This is a genomic window from Nonomuraea monospora (assembly GCF_039531895.1).
Lineage (GTDB): Bacteria > Actinomycetota > Actinomycetes > Streptosporangiales > Streptosporangiaceae > Nonomuraea > Nonomuraea monospora.
This window is the reverse complement of record NZ_BAAAQX010000005.1, coordinates 295,181-321,152: the sequence shown is the minus strand read 5'-3', so window position 1 is coordinate 321,152 and position 25,972 is coordinate 295,181. Positions and strand designations below refer to the sequence as shown.

The window sequence follows — 25,972 nt, the reverse complement described above, 5'->3', positions numbered from 1 at the left end:
GCACCATTCACGGCCTTGATCAGCAATGGAGGCAGCCATGGCGGCAGTCACGCAGACCGCTACACCGTCGATGTGGTCGGACGAGGAGCTGGCCGAGGTACGCGGCAGCCTCCAGAAGGAGATCGACGAGCTCGAGGCGGACATCCTCCGTCACGAGTCGGAGATAGCCTCTGGAGACGTGACCCAGGGCGCGGGCGACGACCAGGCGGACGCCGGCGCCAAGACGTACGAGCGCGAACGCGAGATCGCCCTTACCCTTAATGCGCGCGATCTGGTCGCGCAGAACGAACGTGCGATCGCCAGGATCGACGCAGGGACCTACGGAGTGTGCGAATCGTGCCACAAGCCGATCGGCAAGGAACGCCTCCAAGCGTTCCCGAGGGCGACGCTGTGCGTGGCCTGCAAGCAGAAGGAGGAGCGCCGGTAACCGGCCACCCCGAAGGCACAGGAGGCGCAGCGGGCGGGCCCCGCCGGCGCCTCTTCGCCGTCCTCGTGGCGCTGGCGGCCGTGATCTACGCCGCCGACCTCGCCACCAAGACGCTGGTGCTGCGCACGCTGGAGGGTGAGCCGCCGCACGTCGTCATCCCCGGCGTCCTGCAGTTCCGGGTGATCTTCAACTCGGGCGCGGCGTTCAGCATCGGCACGGGCATGACGTTCGTCTTCACCTTCATCGCGGCCGGCGTGGTCGTGGCGATCGTGCGCACGGCGCGCAAGCTCGGCAGCAGGTCCTGGGCCGTCACGCTCGGCCTCCTGCTGGGCGGCGCGACCGGCAACCTCACCGACAGGCTGCTGCGCTACCCCTCGGGGTTCGGGCGCTCCTCGCAGCTCCAGGGACACGTGGTCGACTTCATCGAGGTGCTGCCGGGCAACTTCCCGGTCATCGACTACTTCCCCGTCTTCAACATCGCCGACTCGGCGATCGTCTGCGGCGGCATCCTGGCGGTCTTCCTGGCCTGGCGCAACGTGCAGATCGACGGTTGCAGGGAGGTGGCCAAGGATGACTGAGCAGCGCAGCCTCCCGGTGCCCGACGGGCTGGAGGGCGAGCGGCTCGACGCCGCCCTCTCGCGCCTGTTCGGCTTCTCCCGCACCCGCGCCGCCGAGCTGATCACGGCCGGCGAGGTGCTGGTCGACGGCCGCCAGCCGGCCAAGTCCGACCGCGTGCACGCGGGCGCGTGGCTGGACGTCACCCTGCCGCCGCCGGTCACCACCCCCATGCCGGTGGCCGAGCCGGTGCCCGGCATGTCCATCGTGTACGAGGACGACGACATCATCGTGGTCAACAAGCCCATCGGGGTGGCGGCGCACCCCACCGTCGGCTGGACGGGCCCCACCGTGATCGGCGGGCTGCTCGGTGCCGGGCACACGATCGCGACCAGCGGCGCCGCCGAGCGCCAGGGCATCGTGCACCGGCTCGACGCCAACACCACCGGCGCGATGGTGGTGGCCAAGAGCGAGCACGCCTACTCCCACCTCAAGCGCGCCTTCAAGGAGCGCACGGTCGACAAGCGCTACCACGCGCTGGTGCAGGGCCATCCCGACCCGTTCAGGGGCACGGTCGACGCGCCCATCGACCGGCACCCGTCCGGCGACGGCCGGTTCGCGGTGGTGGCGGGCGGCAAGCCGTCGGTCACGCACTACGACACGGTCGAGGCGTTCAGGGCCGCGTCGCTGCTGGACATCAAGCTGGAGACCGGGCGCACCCACCAGATCAGGGTGCACATGTCGGCGCTGCGCCACCCCTGCGTCGGCGACCTGCTGTACGGCGCCGACCCGACGCTCGCGGCCCGGCTCGGGGTCACCCGGCAGTGGCTGCACGCGGTGGCGCTCGGGTTCGAGCACCCCTCGTCCGGCGAGTGGATGTCGTTCAGCACCGACTACCCGCAGGACCTGCAGAAGGCGCTCGACATCGTGCGCGCGGAGTCCTGAGCCCGCTCAGGCCGACTTCTTCCCCTTCTTGGGCTTCTTGTCCTTGCCGGCCGCCCGGCCGTTGCCCGCCCCCTCGACCTGGCCGGGGGTGCGGGCGGTGCTCTCCTTCTTCGTCTTGGTCGGCTCAGGCTCCCCGGTGGGGCTCTTCTGCTTGCCCGAGGGCGACGGGCTGCGCGGCTGCTCGCGGGTCGGCGGCGGGGTGCTGCGCGGCGGCGGAGCGGTGCTGCGGGGGGAGACCTGCTGGGGTGTGGCGGCGCTCTCCTCCGGCTGGGTGGTCTTCAGCTCAGGGGTGGGGGACTCGTACACGGTCGTGGCCTTGGTGGTCACGACGGCGGGCAGCTGGGTGGGGGTGACCGTGTCCTGAGGGCGCTGCGACCACCAGGCCGCGCCCCCGGTGACCAGCCCGACGGCGAGCGCGCCGCCGGCGATCGCGGCCAGCGGCAGCAGGCGCCGCCGGGTCCGCCAGGGCGGCGTCGCCGCAGGCACGGTGACGGGGCCGGTCCGCTCGGGCGCGCCGCCCGTCATGATCGTGGCCAGGCGCCGCTCGGCCTCGTCCAGCGACATGCGCTCCGCGGGGTCCTTGCGCAGCAGCCCGAGCAGGACGGGGGCGAGCACGCCCGCGCGGGCCAGCGGGCGCGGCTCCGCGTGCATGACGGCGCCCAGCGTGGCCAGGGCGCTGTCCCGCTGGAAGGGGGAGTGACCCTCGACGGCCAGGTACAGCGTCACGCCCAGCGACCACATGTCGGAGGCGGGGCTGGCCCGGCCGCCTGCCGCGCGTTCCGGCGCCATGAAGGCGGGGGTGCCGACCAGGATGCCCGTCCTCGTGACGGGCGCCTCGTCCTCCGTGGTGGCGATGCCGAAGTCGGTGAGCACCGCGCGGCCGTCCTCGGTGAGCAGTACGTTGTCGGGCTTGACGTCGCGGTGCAGCACGCCCGCCGCGTGCGCCGCGCGCAGCGCCTCCAGGAGCTGTAACCCGATGGCGGCGGCCCGCGCGGGCGGCATCGGGCCGTCCTCGCGGATCAGCGCGCCCAGCGTGCGCGAGTGCACGAGCTGCATGACGATCCACGGATGGCCGCGCTCCTCCAGCACGTCGTAGACCGTGGCCACGCCGGGGTGCGCCACCCGGCCCGCCGCCCTGGCCTCGCGGAAGGTGCGCACGGCGAACTCGTCGCGCTCCAGCTCCGTCAGGTTGGGCGGCGGCAGCACCTCCTTGACGGCCACGTCCCGGCCGAGCACCTCGTCATGGGCGTGCCAGACCATGCCCATGCCGCCCTTGCCGATCGTTCTGAGCAGCCGATACCGCCCACCGACCATCAACCCAGCTGAATCGGACATGCACGGCGACTACCCAAGAAGCATCCGGGCAAGCGCGGTGACCACGGCGGCCGACGCCAGCACGACGAGGAACGGCGCACGGAGCAGCAGCGCGACCACCGCCGCCCCGAGCCCGGCCGTCCTGGCCGGGTCGAAGCTCAGCCCGCCCTGCGCCGTGAACGTCTGCACCGCGATCAGCGCCGCCAGCAGAGCCACCGGCACCAGCTCCGCGAACCTGCGCACCCCCGGATGGTCCAGCACCCGCCGGGGCGCGGCCAGCCCCGCCAGCTTCAGCGCGTAGCAGCCCGCGCAGACGGCCGCGATCGCCCACCACAACGTCATCGCACCATCACCACCAGGACCGCCACGGCCGACAGCAGCACCGGCACCCCTGCGGGCAGGAACGGGGTGGCGCACAGCGCGATCGCCGCCGCCCCGGCCGCCAGCCGGCGCAGCTCCGCGCTGCTCGCCAGGCGCGGCCACAGGATGGCCAGGAACGCGACGGGGCCGACCACGTCCAGCCCCAGCACGCCGGGGTCGCCCAGGAACGAGGTGCCGTACGCGCCGGCCAGCGTGGTCAGGTTCCAAGCGACGTAGAGGCTGGCGAACGTGGTCACGAAGCCCGTGCGGGCCGCCCGTGGGGTCGGCTGGGCCATGGTGACGGCGGTGGTCTCGTCGATGACGCCGTGGGCGGCCAGCAGCCGGCGCGGGCCGCGTACCCGCAGCAGGTCGGCCATGCGCAGGCCGTAGAGCGTGTTGCGGCCGCCCAGCAGCAGCGCGCCGAGCGTGGCGGCCAGCAGGTCGCCGCCGGCGCCGACGGCGCCCGCCAGCGCGAACTGGGAGGCGCCCGTGAACGCCAGCAGGCTCAGCACGCACGCCTGCGGCACGGACAGGCCCGCGGTGACCGCCGCGGCGCCGAAGGCGATCCCGGACAGCCCGACGGCCAGCCCCACGCCGAGACCGTCCCGCACGGGGGCGGGACGGGAGGTCGTCTCTTCCATGCCGCCCGAGGTTAGGCGCTGGGCGAATCGTCCGTCTTGTACGTTCCTGCAGCGCGTTGATACGCGGCGGGCGGAACGCCCACGATGCGCTTGAAGTGGCGATTCAGATGGGCCTGATCGGTGAACCCCACCTCGGCGGCCACCCGCGCCGGCCGCACCCCGGACTGCAGCAGGCGCCGCGCCTGCCGCACCCGCAGCGAGGTCAGGTACGCGTGCGGTGGCAGCCCCGTCGCCGCCTTGAACGCCCGCAGCAGCGCGAACGGCCGCGCCCCCACCGCCCCGGCCAGGTCCTCCAGCGTCGGCGGATCCACCAGGCTCTCGTGCAGCAGGTCCAGCGCCGCGCGCACCGCCCGCCTGCCCTCCGCCGGCAGCACCGTGGCCGGCCGCGGCGCGGCGTGCCGCGTCACCAGCCGGGCGAACAGCGTGCGGCTCAGCGTCGAGGCCGCCAGCGCGTCACCCCGCTCCGCCGCCTCGTGCGCCCCCGCCAGCAGCGCCGCCACCTGGTCGTCGCGCACCACCTGCCGGGGGAAGAACGGCGTCCCGTACGGCGCTCCCAGCTCCGCCGCGATCCCGCGCACCGCCTCGATCGACGGATAGAGCATCCGGTACGCCCACCCGCCCGGCACGCCCGCCTGGCCCGTGTGCACCGCGTCGGGGTTCACCAGCACCAGCTCGCCCGCCCCCGCCCGGTGCAGCGTGCCCCGGTAGTCGAACTCCTCCACACCCGAGACGATCAGGCCGATCGCGTAGCCGTCGTGCACGTGCCTGGAGAAGCGGTGGGTGACGTAGCGGGCCTTGAGCAGGTCCGTCTCCGGCACCGCCGGGTGCCGCCAGAACCGGGCCTGCTCCTTCACAGCGGCTTGAACGTCTTCAGGAACGTGGTGAAGTAGTGGCGGTCGCCGGCCCAGCTCGACTGCGGGGTCTCCCAGTACAGCGCGTACGGGCGGCCGTCCTCGGTGTGGAAGCCGCGGTTGATCACGTGGATCGTCCGGCCGTCGCGGAGCCGGGTGAACTCCCAGTCGGCCGCCTTGACGCCCAGGTAGGCGGTGGGGGTGATGCCGATCCGCTTGTAGCGCTGGAACTCGCCCTTGGCCTGGATCTCCTTCTCCAGGCCGAGCCAGTGCCGCTCCGGGTCGTCCCAGGGGATGTCGGGGATGGTCCACTCGACGATCAGCGTGCCGGTGGTGCCGGGGCCCTTGAAGGTGATGCTGTCCCTGTCCGGGTTCTTCTCCGGTTGCCAGCGGGCGGGCACGGCGATCTGGAAGCGGCCGGTCGTGCTGCGGTAGGAGCGCCAGCCTGCCGGGATCGCGGTGGTGCGGGTGGGGCGTGGTGTGGCGGTCTTGACGGGCTGTGCGGGCTCTGTGGTGGGCTCGCTGGTGGGGGTCGGCGTCGGGGTGGCGGCCGTCCAGCGGTCGGACAGCAGTACGCCGCCCGTGCCCAGCGCCGCCACGGCGGCCAGCGCGACGGCACTGCTGATCCACACCGTCTTGCGGCGTCCGCGCTCGGGCTTGGTCTGGCGCTCGGGCATGGTCGTGTGGGGTGCGCCGCCGCCGGGGTGCGTTCCGCCGGCCGTCTGCCAGGAGCCTGCGCCGCTTCCGCGCCGGTCGGTGGCGGGGTCCTGCTGCCAGGGCGGTGGCGGCGTGCCGGGCGCGGAAGTATGGGGCGCGGAGGTATGGGGCGCGGAGGTGTGGGGCGCGGAGACGGGAGGCGCGGAGGCATGGGGCGTGGAGGTGTGGGGGCTGGGGGCCGGGGGCAGGCCGGTCGGTGGGGCGGAGGCGGCGTCGTACAGGAGCCGGGCGGCCTCGGCGGCGGGCAGGCGCGCGCCCGGGTCGCGGCGCAGCAGCCCCATGATGACCGGCTCCAGCACGCCGGCCCGCACCGGCGGCTCGGGCTCGTCGCGCAGCACCGCCGCCACCGTCGCGGCCCACGAGTCGCGCTTGAACGGCGGCCGGCCCTCGACCGCCGCGTACAGGGTGGCACCCAGCGACCACAGGTCGGACTCGGGCCTGGCCGGGTCGCCGTTCAGGCGTTCTGGCGGCATGTACGCGGGCGTCCCGACGAGGCCGCCCGTCGCCGTCAGCCCCGCCTCGGTCTCCATCGAGGCGATGCCGAAGTCGGTCAGCACGACGCGGCCGTCGTCGGCGAGCAGCACGTTCTCGGGCTTGACGTCACGGTGCAGCACACCGGTGGCGTGCGCGGCGCGCAGCGCGTCGAGCACCCGGCCGCCGATCACCGCGGCCTGGCCGGGCCGCAGCGGCCCGCTCTCGCCGATCACCTGCGCCAGCGACCGCGAGCGGACGAGCTGCATCACGATCCACGGCCGGCCGTCCTCCTCCACGACGTCGTGGATGACGACGACCGACGGGTGGTCGAGGCGGCCTGCCGCCCTGGCCTCCCTGATGGTCCTGCGGTTGAGCTCGGCCCGCTTGGCGTCGCCGACGCCCGTGTAGCGGACCTCCTTGATCGCCACCGTGCGGTCGAGCAGCTCGTCGTAGGCACGCCAGACGACGCCCATCCCGCCCTCCCCGAGCGGCTCGATGAGGCGATAGCGGTTGCTGACGTGCACGCGGCGCAGCCTACCTACTTCGGCGGCGTGAACGTGGCGCAGAAGCCCTCGAAGAAGTCGTAGTCCTTCTTCCAGTGGCTGCTGAGCGTGTGCCAGTAGATGGCGTACGTCTTGCCGTTCTCGGCGACGAAGCCCCGGTAGCGGATGCGGCTCTTACCGGTGTTGGTGGGCCAGTAGAAGTCCCAGTCGGCGGCGGCCTCGCGGTAGTCGGCCTTCTTGATGTCGATCTTCTTGTAGCCGCCGTACTTGTCCTTGAGGCTGGGCTCCAGCTTCTTCCAGCCCTTCAGCGGGTCCTTGCCGAGCTTGGACATCTCCTCGACGCGGACGTGCGCGTTGGGAGCGCCGCCCGGGCCCTTGAACTCGACGCCGCGGCTGCTGCGCGTCCACTCGTCCCAGCCCTTGGGCAGGCCGATCTTGAAGCCGAGCTTGTCGTCCGTGTAGTACTTCCAGCCGGACGGCAGCGGGTCCTTCTTGGTCTCCTCCGGCTTCGCGGTGGGTTCGGAGGAGGGCTCGGTCTCGGCGGAGGGCTCCGAGGTGGGCTCCGAGGTGGGCGACGCGCTCGGTGGCGTCGTCGCCGGGGAGACGGACGCGCCCGGCGGCGACTGGGACGGGCTCGCCGTGACGCCCGCCGCCCGCGCGCCGGTGCGCTGCGTGGTCTCGTCGTCGGGGGCCGAGTTCAGGCCGAGGTAGCCGCCCACGACCGCCACCAGCAGGACGGCCACGGCCGCCGCGATGACGATGGTGGGCCTGTTCTGGTGCTCCGGCTTCTTGGCCGCGTCCAGCGTGGACACGGCGGGCGGCGTCGGCGGCGTCACCGCCGGCGTCTGCGGGATGCGCGTGCCGGTCTCCGGCATGGACTCCTGGGCGGAGGCGGCGAGGAGGTTCGGGTCGGTCGGGGTGTCGTCCTCGACGGGCTCGTACGGGCGCCTGGCCTTGACGGGACGCTTCGGCCTGGCGGGCGGCGCGGCCGGCGGTGCGGCGGGGCGCTTCGGCTCGGCCTGGGCCGGGACGTGCAGCTCCTGCGCGGCGGGGAACTGCTTGGTGGGCGGCGCGACCGACGGCCCTGTCGCGCCGGTGTCGGGCTCGGCGGCGATCATGTCGCGCAGGGCCCGGCGCAGCATGCGCTTGGTCTCCTCGTACGACAGGCGCTGCACCGGCTCCTTGACCAGCAGGCCGCTGATCACGTCGGTGAGCGGGCCCGCGTGCGTGGCCGGGTCGGGCTCGTCGGTGAGGACGGCGTGCATGGTGGCCAGCGCCATCCCGCGCTCGTGCGGGGAGCGGCCCTCCACCGCCGTGTAGAGCGTGGCGCCCAGCGACCACAGGTCGGACTCGCGCCGCGCGGGCAGCCCCTTGAGCCGCTCGGGCGCGATGAACGCCGGCGTGCCCGCCAGGCCCGTCACGGTGAGCTGCGTCTCGGTCTCCAGCGTGGCGATGCCGAAGTCGGTGAGCACGACGCGGCCGTCGTCGGCCAGGAGCACGTTCTCGGGCTTGACGTCGCGGTGCAGCACGCCCGCCTCGTGGGCGCGGTGCAGCGCGTCCAGGACGGCCAGGCCGATCTCGGCCACCCGCTTGGGCGGCAGCGGCCCGTCCTGCTTGATCACGGCGCCCAGCGACCGCGAAGGGACGAGCTGCATGACGATCCAGGGGCGATCGTCCTCCTCGATCACGTCGTGCACGACGATCACGTTGGGATGCTCGAACCTCGCCGCCGCCCTCGCCTCGCGCATCGTGCGCCGGTTCAGCAGCTGCACCTCTTCGCCCAGGGCGGCGGCGTACCTGACCTCCTTGACCGCGACCGTGCGGTCCAGGAGCTCGTCGTAGGCGCGCCAGACGATGCCCATCCCGCCCCTGCCGATGGGTTCCTGCAGCTGGTAGCGGCCGGCGATGCGGCGTCCGTCCTGCTTGCGATCCGACATCAACGGCCTCAAACCCTCCTCTAGGCCAAGAAATACTCTCACGGGCAGGGATCAACGGCGACTTGCCGGAAGGGGAGTCCGTCATGTGAGAAGCGCCGCCCAGCAGGTGGAGGCGGGGGTGTAGGGTCTAGATATGACTTGTCGTCGCTACGCGTTTACCGAGCCGGCTCCGGGAGAGCCGGTCGTGTAGCCAGCGACCACCTGGAGTCGGCACGAGGCAGAGACAACCGTCTCTGCCTTTTCGTTTTCCGCCGGCTCCGGAGGCCGGCCGATTGAGGAGTCGGGATGTCATCGACCTTGGAACGGCACGCGGTCGCCGTGGGCGGCCTCCTCGTGGGCGCGGGGCCCGCCGTGGTGATCGGCGATCGCGTGAGCCTGCGCACGGACCCGCACGCCGGGTCGCGGCCGGGAGTCCCACCGGCGGGGTCGCAGGTGGGTGCCTCGCCGGCGGACCCGAGGCAGGGGTCGCGGGTGGGCGCGACACCGGGGGACCCGCGGGCGGGCGCCAGGCTGGCGGATGCGCGGGAGGGCGTGCGCGCGGGGGGTGCCACGCTCGTGGACCCGTATGCGGCGTTGCGGGCGGGGGTCACGCTCGCGGAGCCTGCCACGGCGGCCGACCTGCCCGCCATCGCCGAGCACGCGGCGGCCGTGGTGGTGGGCGCGGCGTGGACGCGCGACATCCCCCTCGTGCGCGCCGCCGCCGGGCTCGGGCTGCCCGTCGTCGTGGAGCGGCGGGCCGGGGCCTCCATGGAGGAGTGGCTGGGGCTGGCCGCCTACTGCGCGGGCGAGGGCGACGGGCGGGTGATCCTCTGCGAGGGAGGCAGCCGCCCCGACCTGGCGCTGGTGCGGGCCGCGCGGGCCGCGTCAGGACGTCCCGCGCTGGTGGACGTCTCGGCCGACATCGGCTTGTCGGCCGCCGCCGTCGCCGCGGGCGCAGACGGCCTGATCATCGGCACGCGGACGTCGTTCGGCACGGGGGCGTCGTTCGGCACTGGGATGTCGTCCGGCGTGGGGGCGTCGTCCGGCACGCGGACGTCGTCCGGCGCGGGGATGTCGTCTGGCACTGGGACGTCGTCCGGCGCGGAACGGCGGGTCGCCGAGGAGGCCGTGACCGTCGTCGGCGCGCTGCTGCGCGACGAGACGCCCGGCACGCTGCCCGAGTGCAGGCAGGCGATCGACCGGGTCGACGCCGCCCTGGCCACGCTGCTGGAGCGGCGCGCCGAGCTGGCCGGCCTCGTGCAGCGGCTCAAGCCCGTCGGCGGGTTCGCCGGGCGCGACCTGGGCAGGGAGCGCGACGTGGTGGCCAGGATGGCCGTGCGGGCGCCCGCGCTGGGCGAGTCGCGGCTGTCGGCCATCATGAACGCCGTCATCGAGGCGGGGCTGCACCTTGCCGAGGAGCGTTCGGGTCGGTGACCAGGACGTTGTTCATCGGCCTGCCGGGCCCCGCGGCGATCTGCTTGGTGATCAGCTCGGCGAAGCGGCGGTACCCGTCACCCGTCGGATGGTAGCTGCGCGCGTTGACCCGCAGCGCGTCCATGTCCAGGGCCAGCCCGTTCAGGAACGGGCTCGGGCGGCCCACCTCGTGTCCGGTGAAGGCCTCGTAGGCGTCCACGTACTCGGCGCTCCCCGGCGCCCCGAAGGCCGCGATGGCCTGGTCGAAGTCCGCGACCACGGCGCCCACCGTGTCGTTGAGCCGCCGTGTCACGGTGTTCAGCCAGCGCTGGTCCGCCACGGTCAGGTTGTCGACGCCGCCCACCGGCTCCGCCGGGAACGGGCGCGGGTAGCCGAGCACGATGACGCGCGCTCCCGGCGCGCGCACCCGCACCTCCTTGAGCACCCTCAGCATGCTCGCGCGCAGCTCCTCGATGCGCCGGTTGACCGCCGCGTCCTGGTCGACGCAGGCGGACGACCACGGGATCTTCACGATGCAGCCCGTCAGCACCCTGGTGAAGCCGGCGTCGTTGCCGCCGATGCTCAGCGTCACCAGGCTCGTCGCCGCGCTCACGCGGGTGATCTGCGGCTGCTGGCCGTACTGGCCCGACAGGAGCTGGCGGGTGGTGGCTCCGCTGCAGGCGTAGAACGCGGTGCCGCCGCCGAACCGGTAGGCCTGGGCGACGAGCGGCACGTACGAGCCGTCCGAGCGGTGGCAGCGGTCGGCCCCGTCGTTGACCGGCGGCTGGTTCAGCTCCCAGACGCCCTCGCCGGAGGAGTAGGAGTCGCCGAGCGCCACGTACGTGCCGCTCTGGGCCACCTGGACGGCCGTCAGCCTGGTCACCCGCGGTAACTCGCCCCGGGGTGCGGCGGTGGTGGGGCAGCCCGCGTCCAGCACGGCGCAGGCCAGCTTGGGGTAGAGGTCCAGCGGCAGGCACGCCACGGCCAGCGCGACGCCGATCGCGGCCGCGACCGCCGCCCGGACGACCCGCCGCCTCGCGGCACCCCGTGCGGCCTCGCCCCGTGCGGCCTCGCCCCGTGCGGCCTCGCCCCGTGCGGCCTCGCCCCGTGCGGCCTCGCCCCGTGCGGCCTCGCCCCGTGCGGCCTCGCCCCGTGCGGCCTCGCCCCGGGCGGTCTGACCCTGCCCGGTCTCGTCCCGCTTGGCCCCAACCTGCGCCGCCTCGTCCCGGGAGGCCCGTTCCTGCGCCGCCCCATCCTGCGCCGCCCCATCCTGCGCCGCCCCATCCTGCGTGGCCTCGTGCTGGGCGGCCTCATCCTGCGCGGCCTGGTGCTGGGCGGTTTCGTCCTGTGTGGTCTCGTCCAGCGTGACCTCGTCCAGTGCGACCTCCCCGAGCGGCGACTCCTCTGACTGCGCCATCGAGACTACCCAGCGAGGACGTCCGCGGGGAGCTGTCGCGGGCGTGCGGAGACGGTTCAGGCGCGGCGGCGGCGGACGGCGTACCAGCCGAACGCGATGCCGGCCACGAGCAGCGGGATGAGGAAGAACGCCACCCGCTGGTCCCGGTCGGCGAACGGCATGAGCAGCACCACCAGAGCCAGGAACGCCAGCGTGAGCCAGTTGGTCCAGGGCGTGCCCGGCATCGGGAAGGCCGAGCGGTGGCCGGTGCGGCGCAGCCTGGCCTGGCAGTGCACCAGCACCCCCCAGGTCGTGATCACGCCCAGGGAGGCGACGGCGGTGGCGATGTTGAAGGCGCGTTCCGGCAGGAAGTAGAACAGGGCCACTCCCGCCAGGAACATGGCCGCGGTGAACACGATGCCGCCGACGGGCACGTGCCGGCCGCTGAGCGTGCCGGCGAAGCGGGGGGCCTCCTGCTTCATCGCCATCGAGCGCAGGATGCGGCCCGTGGCGTACAGGCCGGAGTTGCAGGACGACAGCGCGGCGGTGATCACGACGAGGTTCATGGCGTCGGCCGCCCACGGGACGCCCAGCCCGGCGAAGACCGTCACGAACGGGGAGGTGCCCGCGCTGTAGGCGGTCCACGGCAGGACCATGGCCAGCAGCGCCACCGAGCCGACGTAGAAGATCGCGATGCGCCAGACGACGCCGTTGATGGCCTTCGGCATGACCTCGTGCGGCCTGGCCGTCTCGCCCGCCGTGATGCCGACCAGCTCGATCGAGGCGTACGCGAAGACCACCGACTGCAGGCTCATCAGCACCAGCGGGAACCCGGTCGGGAAGAACCCGCCGTGGCTGACCAGGTTGTGCGGCCCCGCCTGGCCGACGGCGAACACCACCAGCACCAGGCCGACTACCAGGAACACCGTGATGGCCACGACCTTGAGCATGGCGAACCAGAACTCCAGCTCGCCGAACAGGCGCACCGACAGCAGGTTGACCGTCATGACGAAGGCCAGCGCGATCAGCGCCGTGAGCCACTGCGGGAAGGCCGGGGCCCAGTAGTGGATGTAGGCGGCGATCGCGGTCAGCTCGGCGACGCCGGTGGCGGCCCAGTTGATCCAGTACATCCAGCCGCTGGCGAAGGCCGCCCACGGGCCGATGAACTCACCGGCGTACTCGACGAACGAGCCGGAGACGGGCCGGTAGAGGACCAGCTCGCCGAGCGCCCGCATGACGAAGAACGCGGCGATCCCGGCGGCGGCGTAGGAGAGCACCAGGGCGGGCCCAGCGGCGGCGAGCCGGCCGCCGGAGCCCAGGAAGAGGCCGACGCCGATGGCCCCGCCGATGGCGATCATCTGGACTTGGCGGTTGCCCAGCGCGGGCGTGTATCCCTCTTCGGTCTGCGTGCGCACTCCGCGACTCCTCGATCACCCGGCGTGACTTCGAGGATATCGGGGCTGCTGATCGCGGCGGCCCGCGGCGCGCCGGTCCGCGGGCCCGCCGGAGGGGCCCCGGGTTGTCGGCCGGGGCCACTAGAGTCAGATGCCACAACCCATCGAGACCGGGAGGCGCCGCTCCATGTCGTCCAGCGACTCGTTCGTGCACCTGCATGTTCATACGGAATACTCCATGCTGGACGGGGCCGCCCGCCTCAAGCAGATGTTCAAGCAGGTCGGCGACCTGGGGATGCCCGCGATCGCGATCACCGACCACGGCAACATGCACGGCGCCTACGACTTCTACAAGCAGGCCACGGGCGCCGAGATCAAACCGATCATCGGCATCGAGGCCTACGTCGCGCCGGAGTCGCGGCACAACAAGAAGCCGGTGCTGTGGGGTGAGCCGCACCAGAAGCGCGACGACGTCTCGGCGGGTGGTTACTACACCCACATGACGATCTGGGCGCGCAACAAGACGGGCCTGCACAACCTCATGCGGCTGTCCTCGCGCGCCTACACCGAGGGCTTCGTGCGCAAGTGGGCGCGGATGGACGCCGACATCCTCGCCGAGCATGCCGACGGCCTGATCGCGACGACCGGCTGCCCGTCGGGCGAGGTGCAGACGAGGCTGCGGCTCGGCCAGTACGACGAGGCGGTCAAGGCTGCCGCGAAATATCAGGACATCTTCGGCAAGGACAACTTCTTCCTGGAGATCATGGACCACGGCCTCGACATCGAGCGCCGCGTCCGCGACGGCCTGACCAGGATCAGCAAAGAGCTGAACATCCCGCCGCTGGTGACCAACGACTCGCACTACACCTACGAGGCCGACGCCGCCTCCCACGACGCCCTCCTGTGCATCCAGACCGGCAAGCAGCTCTCCGACCCCGACCGCTTCCGCTTCGACGGCTCCGGCTACTACATCAAGAGCGCCGACGAGATGCGCGCGGTCGACTCCTCCGACCTGTGGGCCGAGGGCTGCCGCAACACGCTGCTGGTGGCCGAGAAGGTCGATCCGGCCGGGTTCTTCGAGTTCAAGAACCTGATGCCGACCTTCCCCATCCCCGAGGGCATGACGGAGAGCGCGTTCTTCCGCCAGACCGTGTGGGAGGGCATGGACCGTCGCTGGCCCGAGGGCTACGACGAGGAGCACCGCCGGCAGGCCGAGTACGAGATCGGCATCATCGAGCAGATGGGCTTCCCGAGCTACTTCCTCGTGGTCGCCGACTTCATCATGTGGGCCAAGCAGAACGGCATCCCGGTCGGCCCCGGCCGTGGCTCGGCCGCCGGTTCGCTGGTCGCGTACGCGATGGGCATCACCGACCTCGACCCGCTCCCGCACGGCCTGATCTTCGAGCGGTTCCTCAACCCCGAGCGCGTCTCCATGCCCGACGTCGACATCGACTTCGACGAGCGCAGGCGCGGCGACGTGATCCGCTACGTGACCGAGAAGTGGGGCGCCGACAAGGTCGCCATGATCGCCACGTTCGGCACCATCAAGGCGAAGGCCGCCATCAAGGACGCGGGCCGCGTCCTGGGCTACCCGTACGCGCTGGGCGACCGCGTCTCCAAGGCGTTCCCGCCCGCCGTCATGGGCAAGGACATCCCGCTGTCGGGCATCTTCGACAAGGACCACCCGCGTTACGCCGAGGCGGGCGAGCTGCGCCGCCTCTACGAGGAAGACGTCGACGTCAAGGCGACGATGGACCTCGGCAAGGGCCTGGAGGGCCTGATCCGGCAGACCGGCGTGCACGCCGCCGGCGTGATCATGTCCGCCGAGGTGCTGACCGACCACGTCCCGATCATGCGCCGCGACTCCGACGGCGCGATCATCACGCAGTTCGACTACCCGACCTGCGAGACGCTCGGCCTGCTGAAGATGGACTTCCTGGGCCTGCGCAACCTCACCATCATGGACGACTGTCTCAAGATGATCGAGTCGACCACGGGTGAGAAGATCGACCTGCTGGCGTTGCCGCTCGACGACCGCAAGTCGTACGAGCTGCTGGGCAGGGGCGACACGCTGGGCGTGTTCCAGCTCGACGGCGGCGGCATGCGCTCGCTGCTGCGCCTGATGCGCCCCGACAACTTCGAGGACATCTCCGCCGCCCTCGCGCTCTACCGCCCCGGCCCGATGGGCGCCAACTCGCACACCAACTACGCGCTGCGCAAGAACGGCCAGCAGGACATCACGCCGATCCACCCGGCGCTGGAGGAGCCGCTCAAGGACATCCTCGACACGACCTACGGCCTGATCATCTATCAGGAGCAGGTCATGGCCATCGCGCAGAAGGTGGCCGGCTTCTCGCTCGGCGCCGCCGACCTGCTGCGCCGCGCGATGGGCAAGAAGAAGAAGTCGGAGCTGGACAAGCAGTACGCCGGCTTCGAGGCGGGCATGCTGGAGCGGGGCTTCCCCGCCGAGGCCATCAAGGCGCTGTGGGACATCCTGCTGCCGTTCTCCGACTACGCCTTCAACAAGGCGCACACCGCCGCCTACGGCCTCATCGCTTACTGGACCGCCTACCTCAAGGCCAACTACCCGGCCGCGTACATGGCGGCGCTGCTCTCGTCGGTCAAGGACGACAAGGACAAGTCGGCCCTGTACCTCAACGAGTGCCGCCGCATGGGCATCAAGGTCTTCCCGCCGGACGTCAACGACTCCGACTTCGACTTCACCCCGCGCGGCACCGACATCCGCTTCGGCCTGTCGGCGGTCCGCAACGTCGGCGGCAACGTCGTCGACGGCATCATCTCCGCCCGCAAGGAGAAAGGCCGCTTCGGCGACTTCAAGGACTTCCTGCGCAAGGTGCCGGCCATCGTCTGCAACAAGCGGGTCATCGAGTCGCTGATCAAGGCGGGCGCGTTCGACTCGCTGGGGCACGTGCGCAAGGGCCTGGTCATGGTGCACGAGCAGGCCGTGGACGCGATCATCGACATCAAGAAGAACGAGGCCATCGGCCAGGACTCCCTGTTCGGCGCGATCGACGGCGGCGAGGACCAGACCTTCGACGTGCAGATCCCGGTCGGGGAGTGGGACAAGAACACGCTGCTGCAGTTCGAGCGGGAGATGCTCGGCCTGTACGTGTCGGACCACCCGCTGTTCGGCGTGGAGCACATCCTGGCCGCGGGGGCCGACTGCTCGATCGCGGCCGTGCAGGACGAGAGCCGGTCCGACGGGCACGTGGTGACGGTGGGCGGCATCCTGAGCGGGGTGCAGCGCAAGGTCACCAAGAAGGGCGACACCTGGGTGCTGACCCAGCTCGAAGACCTCGCGGGCTCCATCGAGGTGATGATCTTCCCGTCGGCGTACCAGCTCTGCTCGACGCTGCTGGCGGAGGACGCGATCGTGTTCGTCAAGGGCCGCATCGACAAGCGCGAGGACGTCGCCAAGATCATCGCCACCGAGGTCACTGCCCCCGACCTCACCCAGGAGGCCGGCGGGCCGCTGCTGGTCAGCCTGCCGCTGACCCGCTGCACGCCGCCCGTGGTGGGGCGGCTGAAGGAGATCCTCACCACCCATCCGGGCACGTCCGAGGTGCACCTCCAGGTGCACAACGGGCCCAAGACGACGGTGATGCGGGTGGACGACCGGCTGCGGGTGACACCCTCGCCGGCGCTGATGGGCGACCTGAAGCAGCTACTCGGGCCGGCCTGCCTAGGCGCGTGACTCGGGCGGTCCGGCAGCGGACGCGCCCGGCCTGCCTGGGCGCGTGACTACCCCGCTCCGGCAGCGGGCGTCCGGCGGGGCGGCGGTTATCGGCAAACCTCGCCGTCGCCCCGCCGGAGCCCGTGGGGCAGGATCGCAGACGTGAGCGAACTGCATTTCCTGACCGCGACAGAGCTGGCCCGGCTGATCCGCACCCGGCAGGTGAGCGCCGTGGAGGTTCTCCAGGCCCACCTCGACCGGATCGAAGAAGTCAACCCGCACGTCAACGCCATCGTCACCCTCGTCGCCGAGCGGGCCATGAAAGCGGCCGAGGACGCCGACGCGGCCCTGTCGGCCCAGGAGGCCGCCGGGCCGCTGCACGGCGTGCCCGTCGCGCACAAGGACCTCGTCGACACCGCCGGGATCAGGACCACCTACGGCTCGCCGCTGTTCGCCGACCACGTGCCCGAGCAGGACGACCTGATCGTCCAGCGGCTGCGCGCGGCCGGGGCCGTCACCGTGGGCAAGACCAACACCCCGGAGTTCGGCACCGGCTCCCACACCGTCAACGAGGTGTTCGGCGCCACCAGGAACCCCTACGACCTGTCCAGGTCCGCCGGCGGCAGTAGCGGGGGAGCGGCCGTCGCGCTGGCGACCGGGATGGTGCCGCTGGCCGACGGCTCCGACATGGGCGGCTCCCTGCGCAACCCCGCCTCGTTCTGCAACGTCGTCGGCCTGCGGCCGACGCCCGGCCGGGTGCCCGACGTCTCCGACGTCAACGCCTGGTACACGCTCAGCGTCTCCGGGCCCATGGCCAGGACGGTCGAGGACGTCACGCTGATGCTCGGCGCCATCGCCGGGTTCGACCGGCGCTCCCCGTTCTCGATCAAAGAGGTGTTCGCGCCCGAGCCCGAGCAGGGAGTGGCCGGGCTGCGCGTGGCGTGGAGCCCCGACTTGGGCGGGCTGCCGGTCGATCCGCGCACGGCGGCCGTCACCGCCACCGCGCCCGCGGTGTTCGAACGGCTCGGCGCCCAGGTGGAGCAGGTCGAGCTCGACCTGAGCGACGCCGAGGACGCCTTCCGCACCTACCGGGCGTGGAACTACCTGCTCGTCCACGGCGACAAGAGCGGCTTGGGCCCCAACTCGGCGTGGAACGTCGAGCAGGGCCGCAAGGTCACCGGAGCCGACCTGGCCAGGGCCGAGCGGGCGCGCAGCCGCCTCTACCAGCGCATGGCCGCCTTCTTCGACACCTACGACGTGCTGATCGCGCCGGTCAGCCAGGTGCCGCCGTTTCCCGTCGAGCATCCGCACGTCAGCGAGATCAACGGCGAGAAGCTGCCCGACTACCTGGCCTGGATGCGGTCGGCCTACTGGATCAGCGTGCTGCACTCGCCCGCCGCTTCCGTTCCGGCCGGGTTCACCGAGGACGGGCTGCCGGTGGGGGTGCAGATCGTCGGCAGGCCCTTCGAGGACGCCAGGGTTTTGCGGGTGGCGCGGGCCTTCGAGCAGGCCACGGGACACGGCCTGCGCCGCCCGCCGCTCTGACCGTTCGGGGCCGCCCGCCGCAGTCGCTCGTCCGCCCGCCGCTCCGGGCGTTCGGGGTCATCCGCCGCGGGTGATGCCGCCCGCTGCTCTGAGCGTCCGGGTCATCCGCCGCGGGTGATGTCGCTCGTACGGCGTGCGTGACACGTTCTCCTGATCGGGTCGCACGGCGGGGCGGAGGTGCCAGGGATGTTCGCAGCTCACAGGGTTAACTGGTCGCGGTGGGGTGAGAGGTGACGGGGCGTCGCCTCCGGCTCGTGAGACGGGCCGGGGCCCAGGCGTTGCGGCGGATCGTGTCGGCCGACACGGGGACGGTCGAAGCGGCGGGGCTGCTCGCCGCGGCCGGCAGCGTGGGCCCGTCCTTCCAGCCGGGGCTGCTCCCGCGCACCACCCGCGACCAGGCCCTGATCACCGGCGTGGTGGCCAGCGCCAACTACGCGTTCGCCGCCACGACGCAGGCGCTGGCCGAAGCGGTGGCACGCCGCCTCGGCCAACGCCTGAACGCCGCACGGGGCCGCATGCCGCGCTGGGGCGCTGCGCGAGATCGCATGCCGCGCTGGGACGCTGCGCGAGACCGCATGCCGCGCTGGGACGCTGCGCGAGACCGCATGCCGCGCTGGGACGCTGCAGGGGGCCGCATGCCGCGCCGGGACGTCGCAAGAGGCCGCCTGCTGCGCCTGGACGCCGCACGGGGCCGCCCGCTGTCGCGCCGGGATGCCGCACGAGGGCGAGGCGGCCTGCGCGGGATCGTCGCCGACCCCCGGACGACCGCGCTCGTCACCCAGGTGTGCGCCTGCGGAGCGGGGATCGCCCTGCAGCGGCTGGCGGCGCAGCGCCCGGAGGAGGGGCTGGGCCGGGCGGCGGTGCGGGTGTTCGGGTGGCGGCTGACGGCGGGAGGCGTCGCGGGGGCGCTGGCCACGGCGGCCGACGCGGTGGCCGATCGGCTGACCGGCGCGCCCACGGGGGCGCGGATCAACGTCGCCGCCACGCTTCTGGCAGGCGCAGGCGTCAGCGCCGTCCTCTACGCCCGCCAACGCCGGGCGGCGGACATACCCGCAGGAGGACACGTGATGCGGCCAGCGGACGCGCCCGGCGGGACGCAGCCGGTGGGAACGTCGGACGAGCCCGGCGGGGCGCGAGCGGTGCGGTCGGTGGACGTGCCTGGTGGGCCGGAGGTGGTGCGGCCGGCGGACGCGCCCGGCGGGACGCAGCCGGTGGGAACGTCGGACGAGCCCGGCGGGGCGCGAGCGGTGCGGTCGGTGGACGTGCCTGGCGGGCCGGAGGTGGTGCGGTCGGCGGGCGTGCCTGCCGGGCCGGAGGCGACGCGGGCGGCGGTGCCCGCAGGGGCGCGGGCGGTGCGGGCGGCGGGCGTAGCAGCCGGGGTGCAGGCGGTTGGTGTGGGCACTGGGGTGCAGGTGTTGCAGGCGGTCGGTGTGGGCACGGTCGTCTCCGCCTCGATCCTGGCGGCGGCGCGCGCTGAGGCCGCCGCCGCGGCGGCGCTCGGCCGGGCCGTCGCGCTGGCCGTGCCGTCGCTCGCGCCCGCAGAGCGAGTCGCAGGCCACGCGATCACCCTGGCCTTGATCACCTACGCGGCCCGCCGCGCGGCCGTGCTCGCCTACCGCCGCATCGACTCGGCGGGCGTGGTGGTGGAGCCCGCGCACCAGGAGCAGCCCACGTCCCCGCTGGTCAGCGGCGGCCCCGCGAGCCTGGTCCGGTGGGCGGACTTCGGCCGCGAAGGCCGCAGGTACGTCGGCATGACGCTGACCGCTCAGGAGATCGCGCACGTCACCGGCGCGCAGGACGCCCGCGACCCGATCCGCGTGTTCGTCGGCCTGGCCTCGGCCCTGACCCCCGGCGAGCGGGCCGACCTGGCCATGCGGGAGCTGGAGCGGTCGGGGGCGTTCGAGCGCAGCGTCCTGGCCTACTTCTCGCCCACGGGCAGCGGATACGTCAACTACGTGGCCGCCGAGACCCTGGAGTACCTGACCAAGGGCGACGTGGCCTCGATCGCCATCGCCTACTCCGTCCGGCCGTCCTTCCTGTCGCTGGACCGGGTGCGGGCCGCGTGGGAGGAGAACCTGGCGTTCCTGACGGCGCTGAGCTGGCGGCTGCGCTCCATCGACCCGGCCCGCCGCCCCCGGCTGGTGCTGTTCGGGGAGAGCCTGGGCAGCCAGGCGGCGCAGAACGTCTTCCTGCACCAGGGCGCGCGCGGCCTGGACCTGCTCGGCATCGACCGGGCGCTGTTCGTCGGCACGCCGTTCGCGTCGGCCTGGCGGCAGGCCTGGCTGGACGACCCGGAGGGGTGCGACGGTGACGGGCGCGTCGTGGAGGTGGCGTCGTACGAGGAGTGGCTGGCGCTGCCCGAGGAACGGCGGGAACGGGTGCGGGTGGTTTTGCTGACCCACCACGAGGACCCGGTGCCGAAGCTGGGGCTGCCGCTGCTGATCCAGAGCCCCGGCTGGCTGGGGCCGGTGCGCGGGCCCGGCATCCCGGCCGCCGCCCGGTGGCGGCCGTTCGTCACCGCGCTCATCACGTTCGTGGACATGCTGAACGCCATCCACGTCGTGCCGGGGCAGTTCGTGTCGCTCGGCCACGACTACCGGGGTGATCTGGCGCGTTTCGTCCGGCTCGCCTTCGATCTGCCGGCCGACGAGGCGACCATGGCGGCCGTCGAGCGGGCGCTGCGGGATCGTGAGCTGGACTGGGCCAACCGGAGGGTGGCCGGCGACAAGAAATAGGGCACCCCGTCCTGCCCGGGTGACCACCGGCCGCCGCCCTGCTCGCGTGACCGCTAGGGCACGATCTCGCCGTACGGCTGCCGCAGCGGCGACTCGCGGTAGCCGTGCATGCCCTCCAGCAGCCCGAAGAACCCCACGGCCAGCAGCGGCCAGGACACCAGCACGCCGGTGGCGGTCAGCTTCAGCGCGCCTGGGACGATCTTCACGTCCGGCATCACGCTGGGCGCCGCCTCCACCGTGACGGCCCCGAGCGTGAAAGTGGACCCTGTCCACAACGTCAGGAACGCGGCCGCCACCCCGCCGGCGCACAGCCCGAGCAGCACGGGCAGCATCCACCGCCGCGCCGAGAACCAGGCGACCCCGCCGCACAGCAGCCCGAGCCCGCCGGTGATCGCCGCGAACCAGCCGTCGGCCGCGATCAGCGCCTGCGTGGTCGGGTCGGCCAGGACCGTGCCCTGGTCGGTGACCTGGTACGGCGCCCGCGGCGTCAGCCCTGACCAGAGCAGCCCGGCGGTGACCCCGAGAGCGGCGAGTGTGAGGACAGTTACCGCAAAAGCGCGTACTTCCCTCGTCACGCCACTCCCCCTCACATGTACGGCCGAATCAGCTCGATGGTATCCCTCAGCCCGGCCCGCAACCCTCCCGCGGCCTGTGAAGGCTGACCCCAGGAGCACACGAATGCGGACTCTTGGGAACCTCGACGTACGATCGTGCATCGTGTGCGGTTGCGCACGACCTCGATTGAAAAGGGCAGAACTTCGTGATTGCAGACGAGTCCTGGCTAATTGAACCTTCCGGACCCCTGCGGGGAGACGTCGAAGTACGCGGTTCGAAGAACGGCGTGTCCAAGCACATGGTCGCGGCCATGATGGGCAACGGCGAGAGCAGCATCCACAACGCCCCCGAGGTGGGCGAGGTGGGCATCACCGCGGACATGCTGCGGGCACTCGGCATCCACGTCGAGATCTCCCGTACCGAGATCAGGATCGAGAAGGGCGCGGAGATCGAGCCCCGGGTCCCCGACGCGTTCACCGGCCTGAACCGCATCCCGATCCTCATGCTCGGCCCCCTGCTGCACCTGGCGGGGGAGGCGTTCGTGCCGCTGGTCGGCGGCGACCCGATCGGGCGGCGGCCGGTGAACTTCCACGTGGACGCGCTGCGCGCGATGGGCGCCGAGGTGCAGGTGGGCGACACCGGCATCTACGCCAAGGCCAAGCGGCTCAACGGCACCAGGATCGAGCTGCCGTACCCGAGCGTGGGCGCCACCGAGACGGTGCTGATGTCGGCGGTGCTGGCCGACGGCAAGACGGTGCTGAAGAACGCGGCCACCGAGCCCGAGGTGGTGGAGCTGGCGCTGTTCCTGCAGCGGATGGGCGCCAGGATCGAGCTGTCGCCCGACCGCAGGATCGTCATCGAGGGCGTCGAACGGCTGCGCGGCGCCCAGACCTGGCTGACCGGCGACCGCATCGAGGCGTTCTCGTACCTGGCGGCGGGCCTGATCACCCAGGGCGAGGTGCGCGTGCACGGCTGCCCCCAGGACCGGCTGGTCACCGCGATCACCACGCTGGCCAGGATGGGCGCCCAGTTCGACATCAACGACGAGTACCTGTGCGCCACCGCGCCCCCCGAGGGCCTGCGCTCGGCGGCCGTCCAGACCGACACCCACCCCGGCTTCATGACCGACTGGCAGACGCCGCTCATGGTGCTGTTCACGCAGAGCCAGGGCATGTCGGTGCTGCACGAGACGGTCTTCGAGAACCGCCTGGTGTACGTGCCCGCGCTGCAGAAGATGGGCTGCGAGATCGAGGTGTTCGACCAGTGCCTGGGCGGGCCCGCCTGCCGCTACCACGACACCAACGCCCGCCACTCGGCCGTCGTGCGCGGCGTGTCCAAGCTCAAGGGCGCCGACGTGACGCTGCCGGACATCAGGGCCGGGTTCTCGGCGGTGCTGGCGGCGGCGGTGGCCGACGGGCCGTCCACGCTGCGCGGCGTGCACCACATCGAGCGCGGCTACCACCGGCCGTTCGAGCAGTTCGCGTCGCTCGGTCTGAACATCACACGCCAACGGTAAAGAGGCAGGAAGCGGGCGTTTGCCGCCCATCCGGACGTCGCAGATCATCTGACGTGACCGTACTCAGATCCGTCGGGACGCTCGGCCTGGCGGGGGCGCTCGGCGGGGTGCTGGCGGCTGGGCTGGCCGCGCCGCTGGTGGGCGGGGGCGGCCTCGCGGCGATGAGCGTCACCAACACCTTCGTGGACCTGCCGCCCGCCCCGCGCGAGGAGCCGCTCGCCCAGGTGACCAGGCTCCTCGACAAGGACGGCCGGCCCTTCGCCCAGTTCTACGAGGCCAACAGGACGGCCGTCAGGCTCGGCGCGGTCTCGGCCGTCATGCGCAAGGCCATCGTGGCGATCGAGGACGCCCGCTTCTACGAGCACGGCGGCCTCGACGTCAGGGGCACCGTCCGGGCGCTGCTCACCAACACCCAGGCGGGCGGCATCCGGCAGGGCGGCTCGTCGCTGACCCAGCAGCTCGTCAAGAACATCCTGGTGGAGAGCGCGCGCAGCGACGCCGAGCGCGACAGGGCCCGCGCGCCCAACCTGGCCCGCAAGATCACCGAGCTGCGGTACGCGCTCGCGCTGGAGAAGAAGTACCGCAAGGACGAGATCCTGGAGCGGTACCTGAACATCGCCTACTTCGGGGCGGGAGCGCACGGCGTCGAGGCGGCGGCCAGGAGGTTCTTCTCCACCTCCGCCTCCCGGCTGACCCTCACCCAGGCGGCCACGCTGGCGGGCGCGGTGCGCATGCCGTACTCGACCGACCCCTCACTCGGCGACGCGCACAGGGAGCGCCTGAAGATGCGCCGCGACCTCGTGCTCGACCGCATGGCGGGGCTCAAGCAGATCACCCAGCAGGAGGCCGCGCAGGCCAAGGCCACGCCGCTCGGCATCAGGCTGCGGCCCGAGCCCGGCGGCTGCGCGCAGAGCCAGTACCCGTTCTACTGCCTGTACGTGCAGCGCGAGCTCCTGTCGAATCCCGCCTTCGGCAACACCGCGCGCGAGCGGCAGGCGCGGATGGCCAGAGGCGGCCTGACGATCAGGACCAGCCTCGACCCCATCGCGCAGCGCGCCGCCGAACGGGCCATCCGCGAGCACGTCTCGGCGGAGGACACCGAGGTGGCCGCCGAGGCCATGGTGGAGCCGCGTACCGGCCGGATCAAGGCGATGGCGGCCAGCAAGCGCTTCGGCCGCAACCCCGGCGACCGCAAGAACGGCCCCAAGACCACCTTCAACCTGCCCGCCGACGTCGCGCACGGCGGCGGGCAGGGCTTCCAGGCGGGCTCCACGTTCAAGGTGTTCACCCTGGCCACCGCCTTCCAGCAGGGCTGGCGCTTCGGCGACGGCTTCCAGACGCCCGGCTCGCTGGTGCCAGGGCAGGGCTACCGCGACTGCACGGGACGCCCCGTCAACGACCCGGACACCCGCGTGCTCAACGCCAGCGGCGAGGGCGAGGGCGGCCCGCACAGCATCGAGACCGGCACCTGGAAGTCGGTGAACATCTTCTACATGATGCTGGAGCGCAAGGTCGGCCTGTGCAACGTCGTCCGCATGGCCAGGACGCTCGGCGTCACCAGGGCCGACGGGGAGCCGCTCAAGGAGGTGCCCACGTTCACGCTCGGCGTCAACGAGATGGACCCCGTGACGGTCGCGGCCTCGTTCGCGGCGTTCGCCGCTCGCGGGCTGTACTGCCGGCCGCTCGCCATCGTCGAGATCACCGGCAGGGACGGGCGGCGCACCCACGTGCCGCCCTCCTGCGAGCAGGTCCTCGAACGGCCCATCGCGGACGCCGTCAACCACGTGCTGGAAGGCGTCTTCGACAAGGGCACCATGAAGGGGCAGAGCGTCGGCCGGCCCGCCGCGGGCAAGACCGGCACCAACAACGGCTACACCTCCGCCTGGTTCGCCGGCTACACGCCCCACCTGGCGGCGGCGGTCAGCGTCGGGGATATCCGGGGGTCCTACCGGTTCCCGCTCCAAGGGGTGGAGATCGGGGAGCGGTACTTCGGGTCGGTGCAGGGGGCGTCGCTGCCCGGGCCGATCTGGGTGGAGTCGATGAGCTCGGCGCTACGGCGTACGGAGCCGCGCGGGTTCACCGGGCCCGACATGTCACGCTTCGGCGGCGGGCACACGCCGGGGCTGGAGAAGGCGCTGGCGGAGGAGGAGCGCAAGAAGCGCGGGAACAACCCGTTCGGGCGGCGGATGCGGCGGCTGTTCGAGCGGCTGCTGGGGCAGAGCCCGGGGTCGGCGTCGGTGGAGTGGCCGCCGCAGCGGGACGGCGGACGTCCCGACGTGCTGGTGGAACGTCCGCGCCCGGACCGGCCCCGGCTGGACCGGCCCCGTCGCGACCGCGCCCTCCGGCCGTACCCGCGCCAGGGACCCGAGGGGCGGCGTCACGGACGCGGGCAGTGAGGGACGCCTCAGCGGGCCTGTCCCGACGGGCGCTCTCGACGGGCCTTCCTGACGCGAGCCCCGGCCCGCCTTCCTGACGGACGCCTCAGCCGGTCTTTCCGATGGGGGCCGTGACGGCGCGGGTGAGCGTGATGAGGTTGTCGGGGGCGGTCTCGATCTGCAGCCCCCGCTTCCCCGCCGAGAAGTAGATCGTCTCGAAGTCCAGCGCCGACGAGTCCACCACGGTGGGAAGCTGCTTGCGCTGCCCCAGCGGGCTGATCCCGCCCACGACGTACCCCGTCACCCGCTCCACCTTGGCGGCGTCGGCCATCGCGGCCCGCTTGCTGTTGAGCGCACCGGCCAGGGCCTTCAGGTCGAGCTTGCCCGCCACCGGCACCACCGCCACCGCCAGCCCGCTCTCGACCTCCGCGACGAGCGTCTTGAAGATCCGCTCGTACGGCACGCCCAGCGCGTCGGCGGCCTCCTCGCCGTAGGCCTGAGCGGCCGGGTCGTGGTCGTACGGGTGGAGCGTGAAGTCGGCCTTGGCGTTGGCCAGCGCCATGGTGGCGGGGGTGCCGCCCTTGCCTTTCGATTTACTCACGGCACGCGATTGTAGGGCGTACTCCTCGGCCAGCCGGCGGAACGG

General features: G+C 72.5%; 19 protein-coding genes. 9 read left to right on the top strand and 10 right to left on the bottom strand.

What is annotated here, in order from left to right; all coding sequences use genetic code 11:
• Positions 1 to 37: 37 nt before the first annotated feature.
• The 3 genes from ABD331_RS12705 to ABD331_RS12695 all read left to right on the top strand — a co-directional run bounded on the left by ABD331_RS12705 (position 38) and on the right by ABD331_RS12695 (position 1,927).
• A complete protein-coding gene (locus ABD331_RS12705; RefSeq protein ID WP_344473958.1) occupies positions 38 to 427 on the top strand; it encodes a TraR/DksA family transcriptional regulator in 390 nt (129 codons plus the stop codon).
• Between the two features lie 65 nt (positions 428 to 492).
• On the top strand, positions 493 to 1,005 hold the full coding sequence (gene lspA, locus ABD331_RS12700; protein WP_344473956.1) for a signal peptidase II: 513 nt from the start codon (positions 493 to 495) through the stop codon (positions 1,003 to 1,005).
• Positions 998 to 1,927 (top strand): RluA family pseudouridine synthase, encoded by a 930-nt coding sequence (locus ABD331_RS12695; protein WP_344473954.1) that lies wholly within the window; start codon positions 998 to 1,000, stop codon positions 1,925 to 1,927. Before lspA ends, ABD331_RS12695 begins: the two co-directional genes overlap by 8 nt.
• A 6-nt stretch (positions 1,928 to 1,933) precedes the next feature.
• Here the strand turns inward: ABD331_RS12695 and ABD331_RS12690 are convergent, their stop codons facing one another.
• The 6 genes from ABD331_RS12690 to ABD331_RS12665 are packed head-to-tail and all read right to left on the bottom strand — an operon-like array spanning position 1,934 to position 8,724.
• Complete coding sequence (locus ABD331_RS12690) at positions 1,934 to 3,262, bottom strand: serine/threonine-protein kinase (RefSeq protein WP_344473952.1); 1,329 nt, start codon at positions 3,260 to 3,262, stop codon at positions 1,934 to 1,936.
• 9 nt (positions 3,263 to 3,271) lie between these two features.
• On the bottom strand, positions 3,272 to 3,583 hold the full coding sequence (locus ABD331_RS12685; RefSeq protein ID WP_148434860.1) for an AzlD domain-containing protein: 312 nt from the start codon (positions 3,581 to 3,583) through the stop codon (positions 3,272 to 3,274).
• A complete protein-coding gene (locus tag ABD331_RS12680; protein WP_344473950.1) occupies positions 3,580 to 4,242 on the bottom strand; it encodes an AzlC family ABC transporter permease in 663 nt (220 codons plus the stop codon). Before ABD331_RS12680 ends, ABD331_RS12685 begins: the two co-directional genes overlap by 4 nt.
• An 11-nt stretch (positions 4,243 to 4,253) precedes the next feature.
• A complete protein-coding gene (locus ABD331_RS12675; RefSeq protein WP_344473948.1) occupies positions 4,254 to 5,096 on the bottom strand; it encodes an AraC family transcriptional regulator in 843 nt (280 codons plus the stop codon).
• Positions 5,093 to 6,808, bottom strand: a complete 1,716-nt coding sequence (locus ABD331_RS12670; protein ID WP_344473946.1) for a protein kinase domain-containing protein — start codon at positions 6,806 to 6,808, stop codon at positions 5,093 to 5,095. The genes ABD331_RS12675 and ABD331_RS12670 overlap by 4 nt, the downstream gene beginning before the upstream one ends.
• 14 nt (positions 6,809 to 6,822) lie before the next feature.
• Complete coding sequence (locus ABD331_RS12665; protein WP_344473945.1) at positions 6,823 to 8,724, bottom strand: serine/threonine-protein kinase; 1,902 nt, start codon at positions 8,722 to 8,724, stop codon at positions 6,823 to 6,825.
• A gap of 285 nt (positions 8,725 to 9,009) precedes the next feature.
• On the opposite strand from ABD331_RS12665, the gene ABD331_RS12660 reads away from it, so the two are divergent.
• Positions 9,010 to 10,137 (top strand): chorismate mutase, encoded by a 1,128-nt coding sequence (locus tag ABD331_RS12660; RefSeq protein WP_344473943.1) that lies wholly within the window; start codon positions 9,010 to 9,012, stop codon positions 10,135 to 10,137.
• Here ABD331_RS12660 and ABD331_RS12655 read toward each other — a convergent pair.
• A complete protein-coding gene (locus ABD331_RS12655; RefSeq protein WP_344473941.1) occupies positions 10,091 to 11,533 on the bottom strand; it encodes an SGNH/GDSL hydrolase family protein in 1,443 nt (480 codons plus the stop codon). The genes ABD331_RS12660 and ABD331_RS12655 overlap by 47 nt on opposite strands.
• Before the next feature lie 56 nt (positions 11,534 to 11,589).
• On the bottom strand, positions 11,590 to 12,927 hold the full coding sequence (locus tag ABD331_RS12650) for an amino acid permease (protein ID WP_344473939.1): 1,338 nt from the start codon (positions 12,925 to 12,927) through the stop codon (positions 11,590 to 11,592).
• Positions 12,928 to 13,093: 166 nt separating this feature from the next.
• Between ABD331_RS12650 and dnaE the strand changes: the two genes are divergently transcribed.
• The 3 genes from dnaE (at position 13,094) to ABD331_RS12635 (ending at position 20,880) form a co-directional block, all read left to right on the top strand.
• A complete protein-coding gene (gene dnaE / locus ABD331_RS12645; protein WP_344473937.1) occupies positions 13,094 to 16,621 on the top strand; it encodes a DNA polymerase III subunit alpha in 3,528 nt (1,175 codons plus the stop codon).
• Positions 16,622 to 16,762: 141 nt separating this feature from the next.
• Positions 16,763 to 18,145, top strand: coding sequence for an amidase (locus tag ABD331_RS12640; RefSeq protein WP_344473935.1), 1,383 nt, complete (start codon positions 16,763 to 16,765; stop codon positions 18,143 to 18,145).
• Positions 18,146 to 18,399: 254 nt separating this feature from the next.
• Positions 18,400 to 20,880: an alpha/beta-hydrolase family protein gene (locus ABD331_RS12635; RefSeq protein ID WP_344473932.1), complete on the top strand. Its 2,481-nt coding sequence runs from the start codon at positions 18,400 to 18,402 to the stop codon at positions 20,878 to 20,880.
• A gap of 53 nt (positions 20,881 to 20,933) precedes the next feature.
• On the opposite strand, the gene ABD331_RS12630 is transcribed toward ABD331_RS12635, so the two are convergent.
• Positions 20,934 to 21,455, bottom strand: a complete 522-nt coding sequence (locus ABD331_RS12630; protein WP_344473930.1) for a hypothetical protein — start codon at positions 21,453 to 21,455, stop codon at positions 20,934 to 20,936.
• Between the two features lie 185 nt (positions 21,456 to 21,640).
• On the opposite strand from ABD331_RS12630, the gene murA reads away from it, so the two are divergent.
• A complete protein-coding gene (murA, locus tag ABD331_RS12625; RefSeq protein WP_344473928.1) occupies positions 21,641 to 22,951 on the top strand; it encodes a UDP-N-acetylglucosamine 1-carboxyvinyltransferase in 1,311 nt (436 codons plus the stop codon).
• A gap of 53 nt (positions 22,952 to 23,004) precedes the next feature.
• Positions 23,005 to 25,347 carry a transglycosylase domain-containing protein gene (locus ABD331_RS12620; protein WP_344473926.1) on the top strand — a complete coding sequence of 781 codons (2,343 nt, stop codon included), beginning with the start codon at positions 23,005 to 23,007 and terminating at the stop codon, positions 25,345 to 25,347.
• 85 nt (positions 25,348 to 25,432) lie between these two features.
• On the opposite strand, the gene ybaK is transcribed toward ABD331_RS12620, so the two are convergent.
• Complete coding sequence (ybaK, locus tag ABD331_RS12615) at positions 25,433 to 25,888, bottom strand: Cys-tRNA(Pro) deacylase (RefSeq protein ID WP_344474256.1); 456 nt, start codon at positions 25,886 to 25,888, stop codon at positions 25,433 to 25,435.
• Positions 25,889 to 25,972: the final 84 nt, after the last annotated feature.

Coding starts and splice junctions, on each gene's coding strand:
- ABD331_RS12705 (WP_344473958.1), top strand. CDS start 38: ATGGCGGCAGTCACGCAGACCGCTACACCGTCGATGTGGTCGGACGAG.
- ABD331_RS12695 (WP_344473954.1), top strand. CDS start 998: ATGACTGAGCAGCGCAGCCTCCCGGTGCCCGACGGGCTGGAGGGCGAG.
- ABD331_RS12690 (WP_344473952.1), bottom strand. CDS start 3,262: ATGTCCGATTCAGCTGGGTTGATGGTCGGTGGGCGGTATCGGCTGCTC.
- ABD331_RS12685 (WP_148434860.1), bottom strand. CDS start 3,583: ATGACGTTGTGGTGGGCGATCGCGGCCGTCTGCGCGGGCTGCTACGCG.
- ABD331_RS12680 (WP_344473950.1), bottom strand. CDS start 4,242: ATGGAAGAGACGACCTCCCGTCCCGCCCCCGTGCGGGACGGTCTCGGC.
- ABD331_RS12665 (WP_344473945.1), bottom strand. CDS start 8,724: ATGTCGGATCGCAAGCAGGACGGACGCCGCATCGCCGGCCGCTACCAG.
- ABD331_RS12660 (WP_344473943.1), top strand. CDS start 9,010: ATGTCATCGACCTTGGAACGGCACGCGGTCGCCGTGGGCGGCCTCCTC.
- ABD331_RS12655 (WP_344473941.1), bottom strand. CDS start 11,533: ATGGCGCAGTCAGAGGAGTCGCCGCTCGGGGAGGTCGCACTGGACGAG.
- dnaE (WP_344473937.1), top strand. CDS start 13,094: ATGTCGTCCAGCGACTCGTTCGTGCACCTGCATGTTCATACGGAATAC.
- ybaK (WP_344474256.1), bottom strand. CDS start 25,888: ATGGCGCTGGCCAACGCCAAGGCCGACTTCACGCTCCACCCGTACGAC.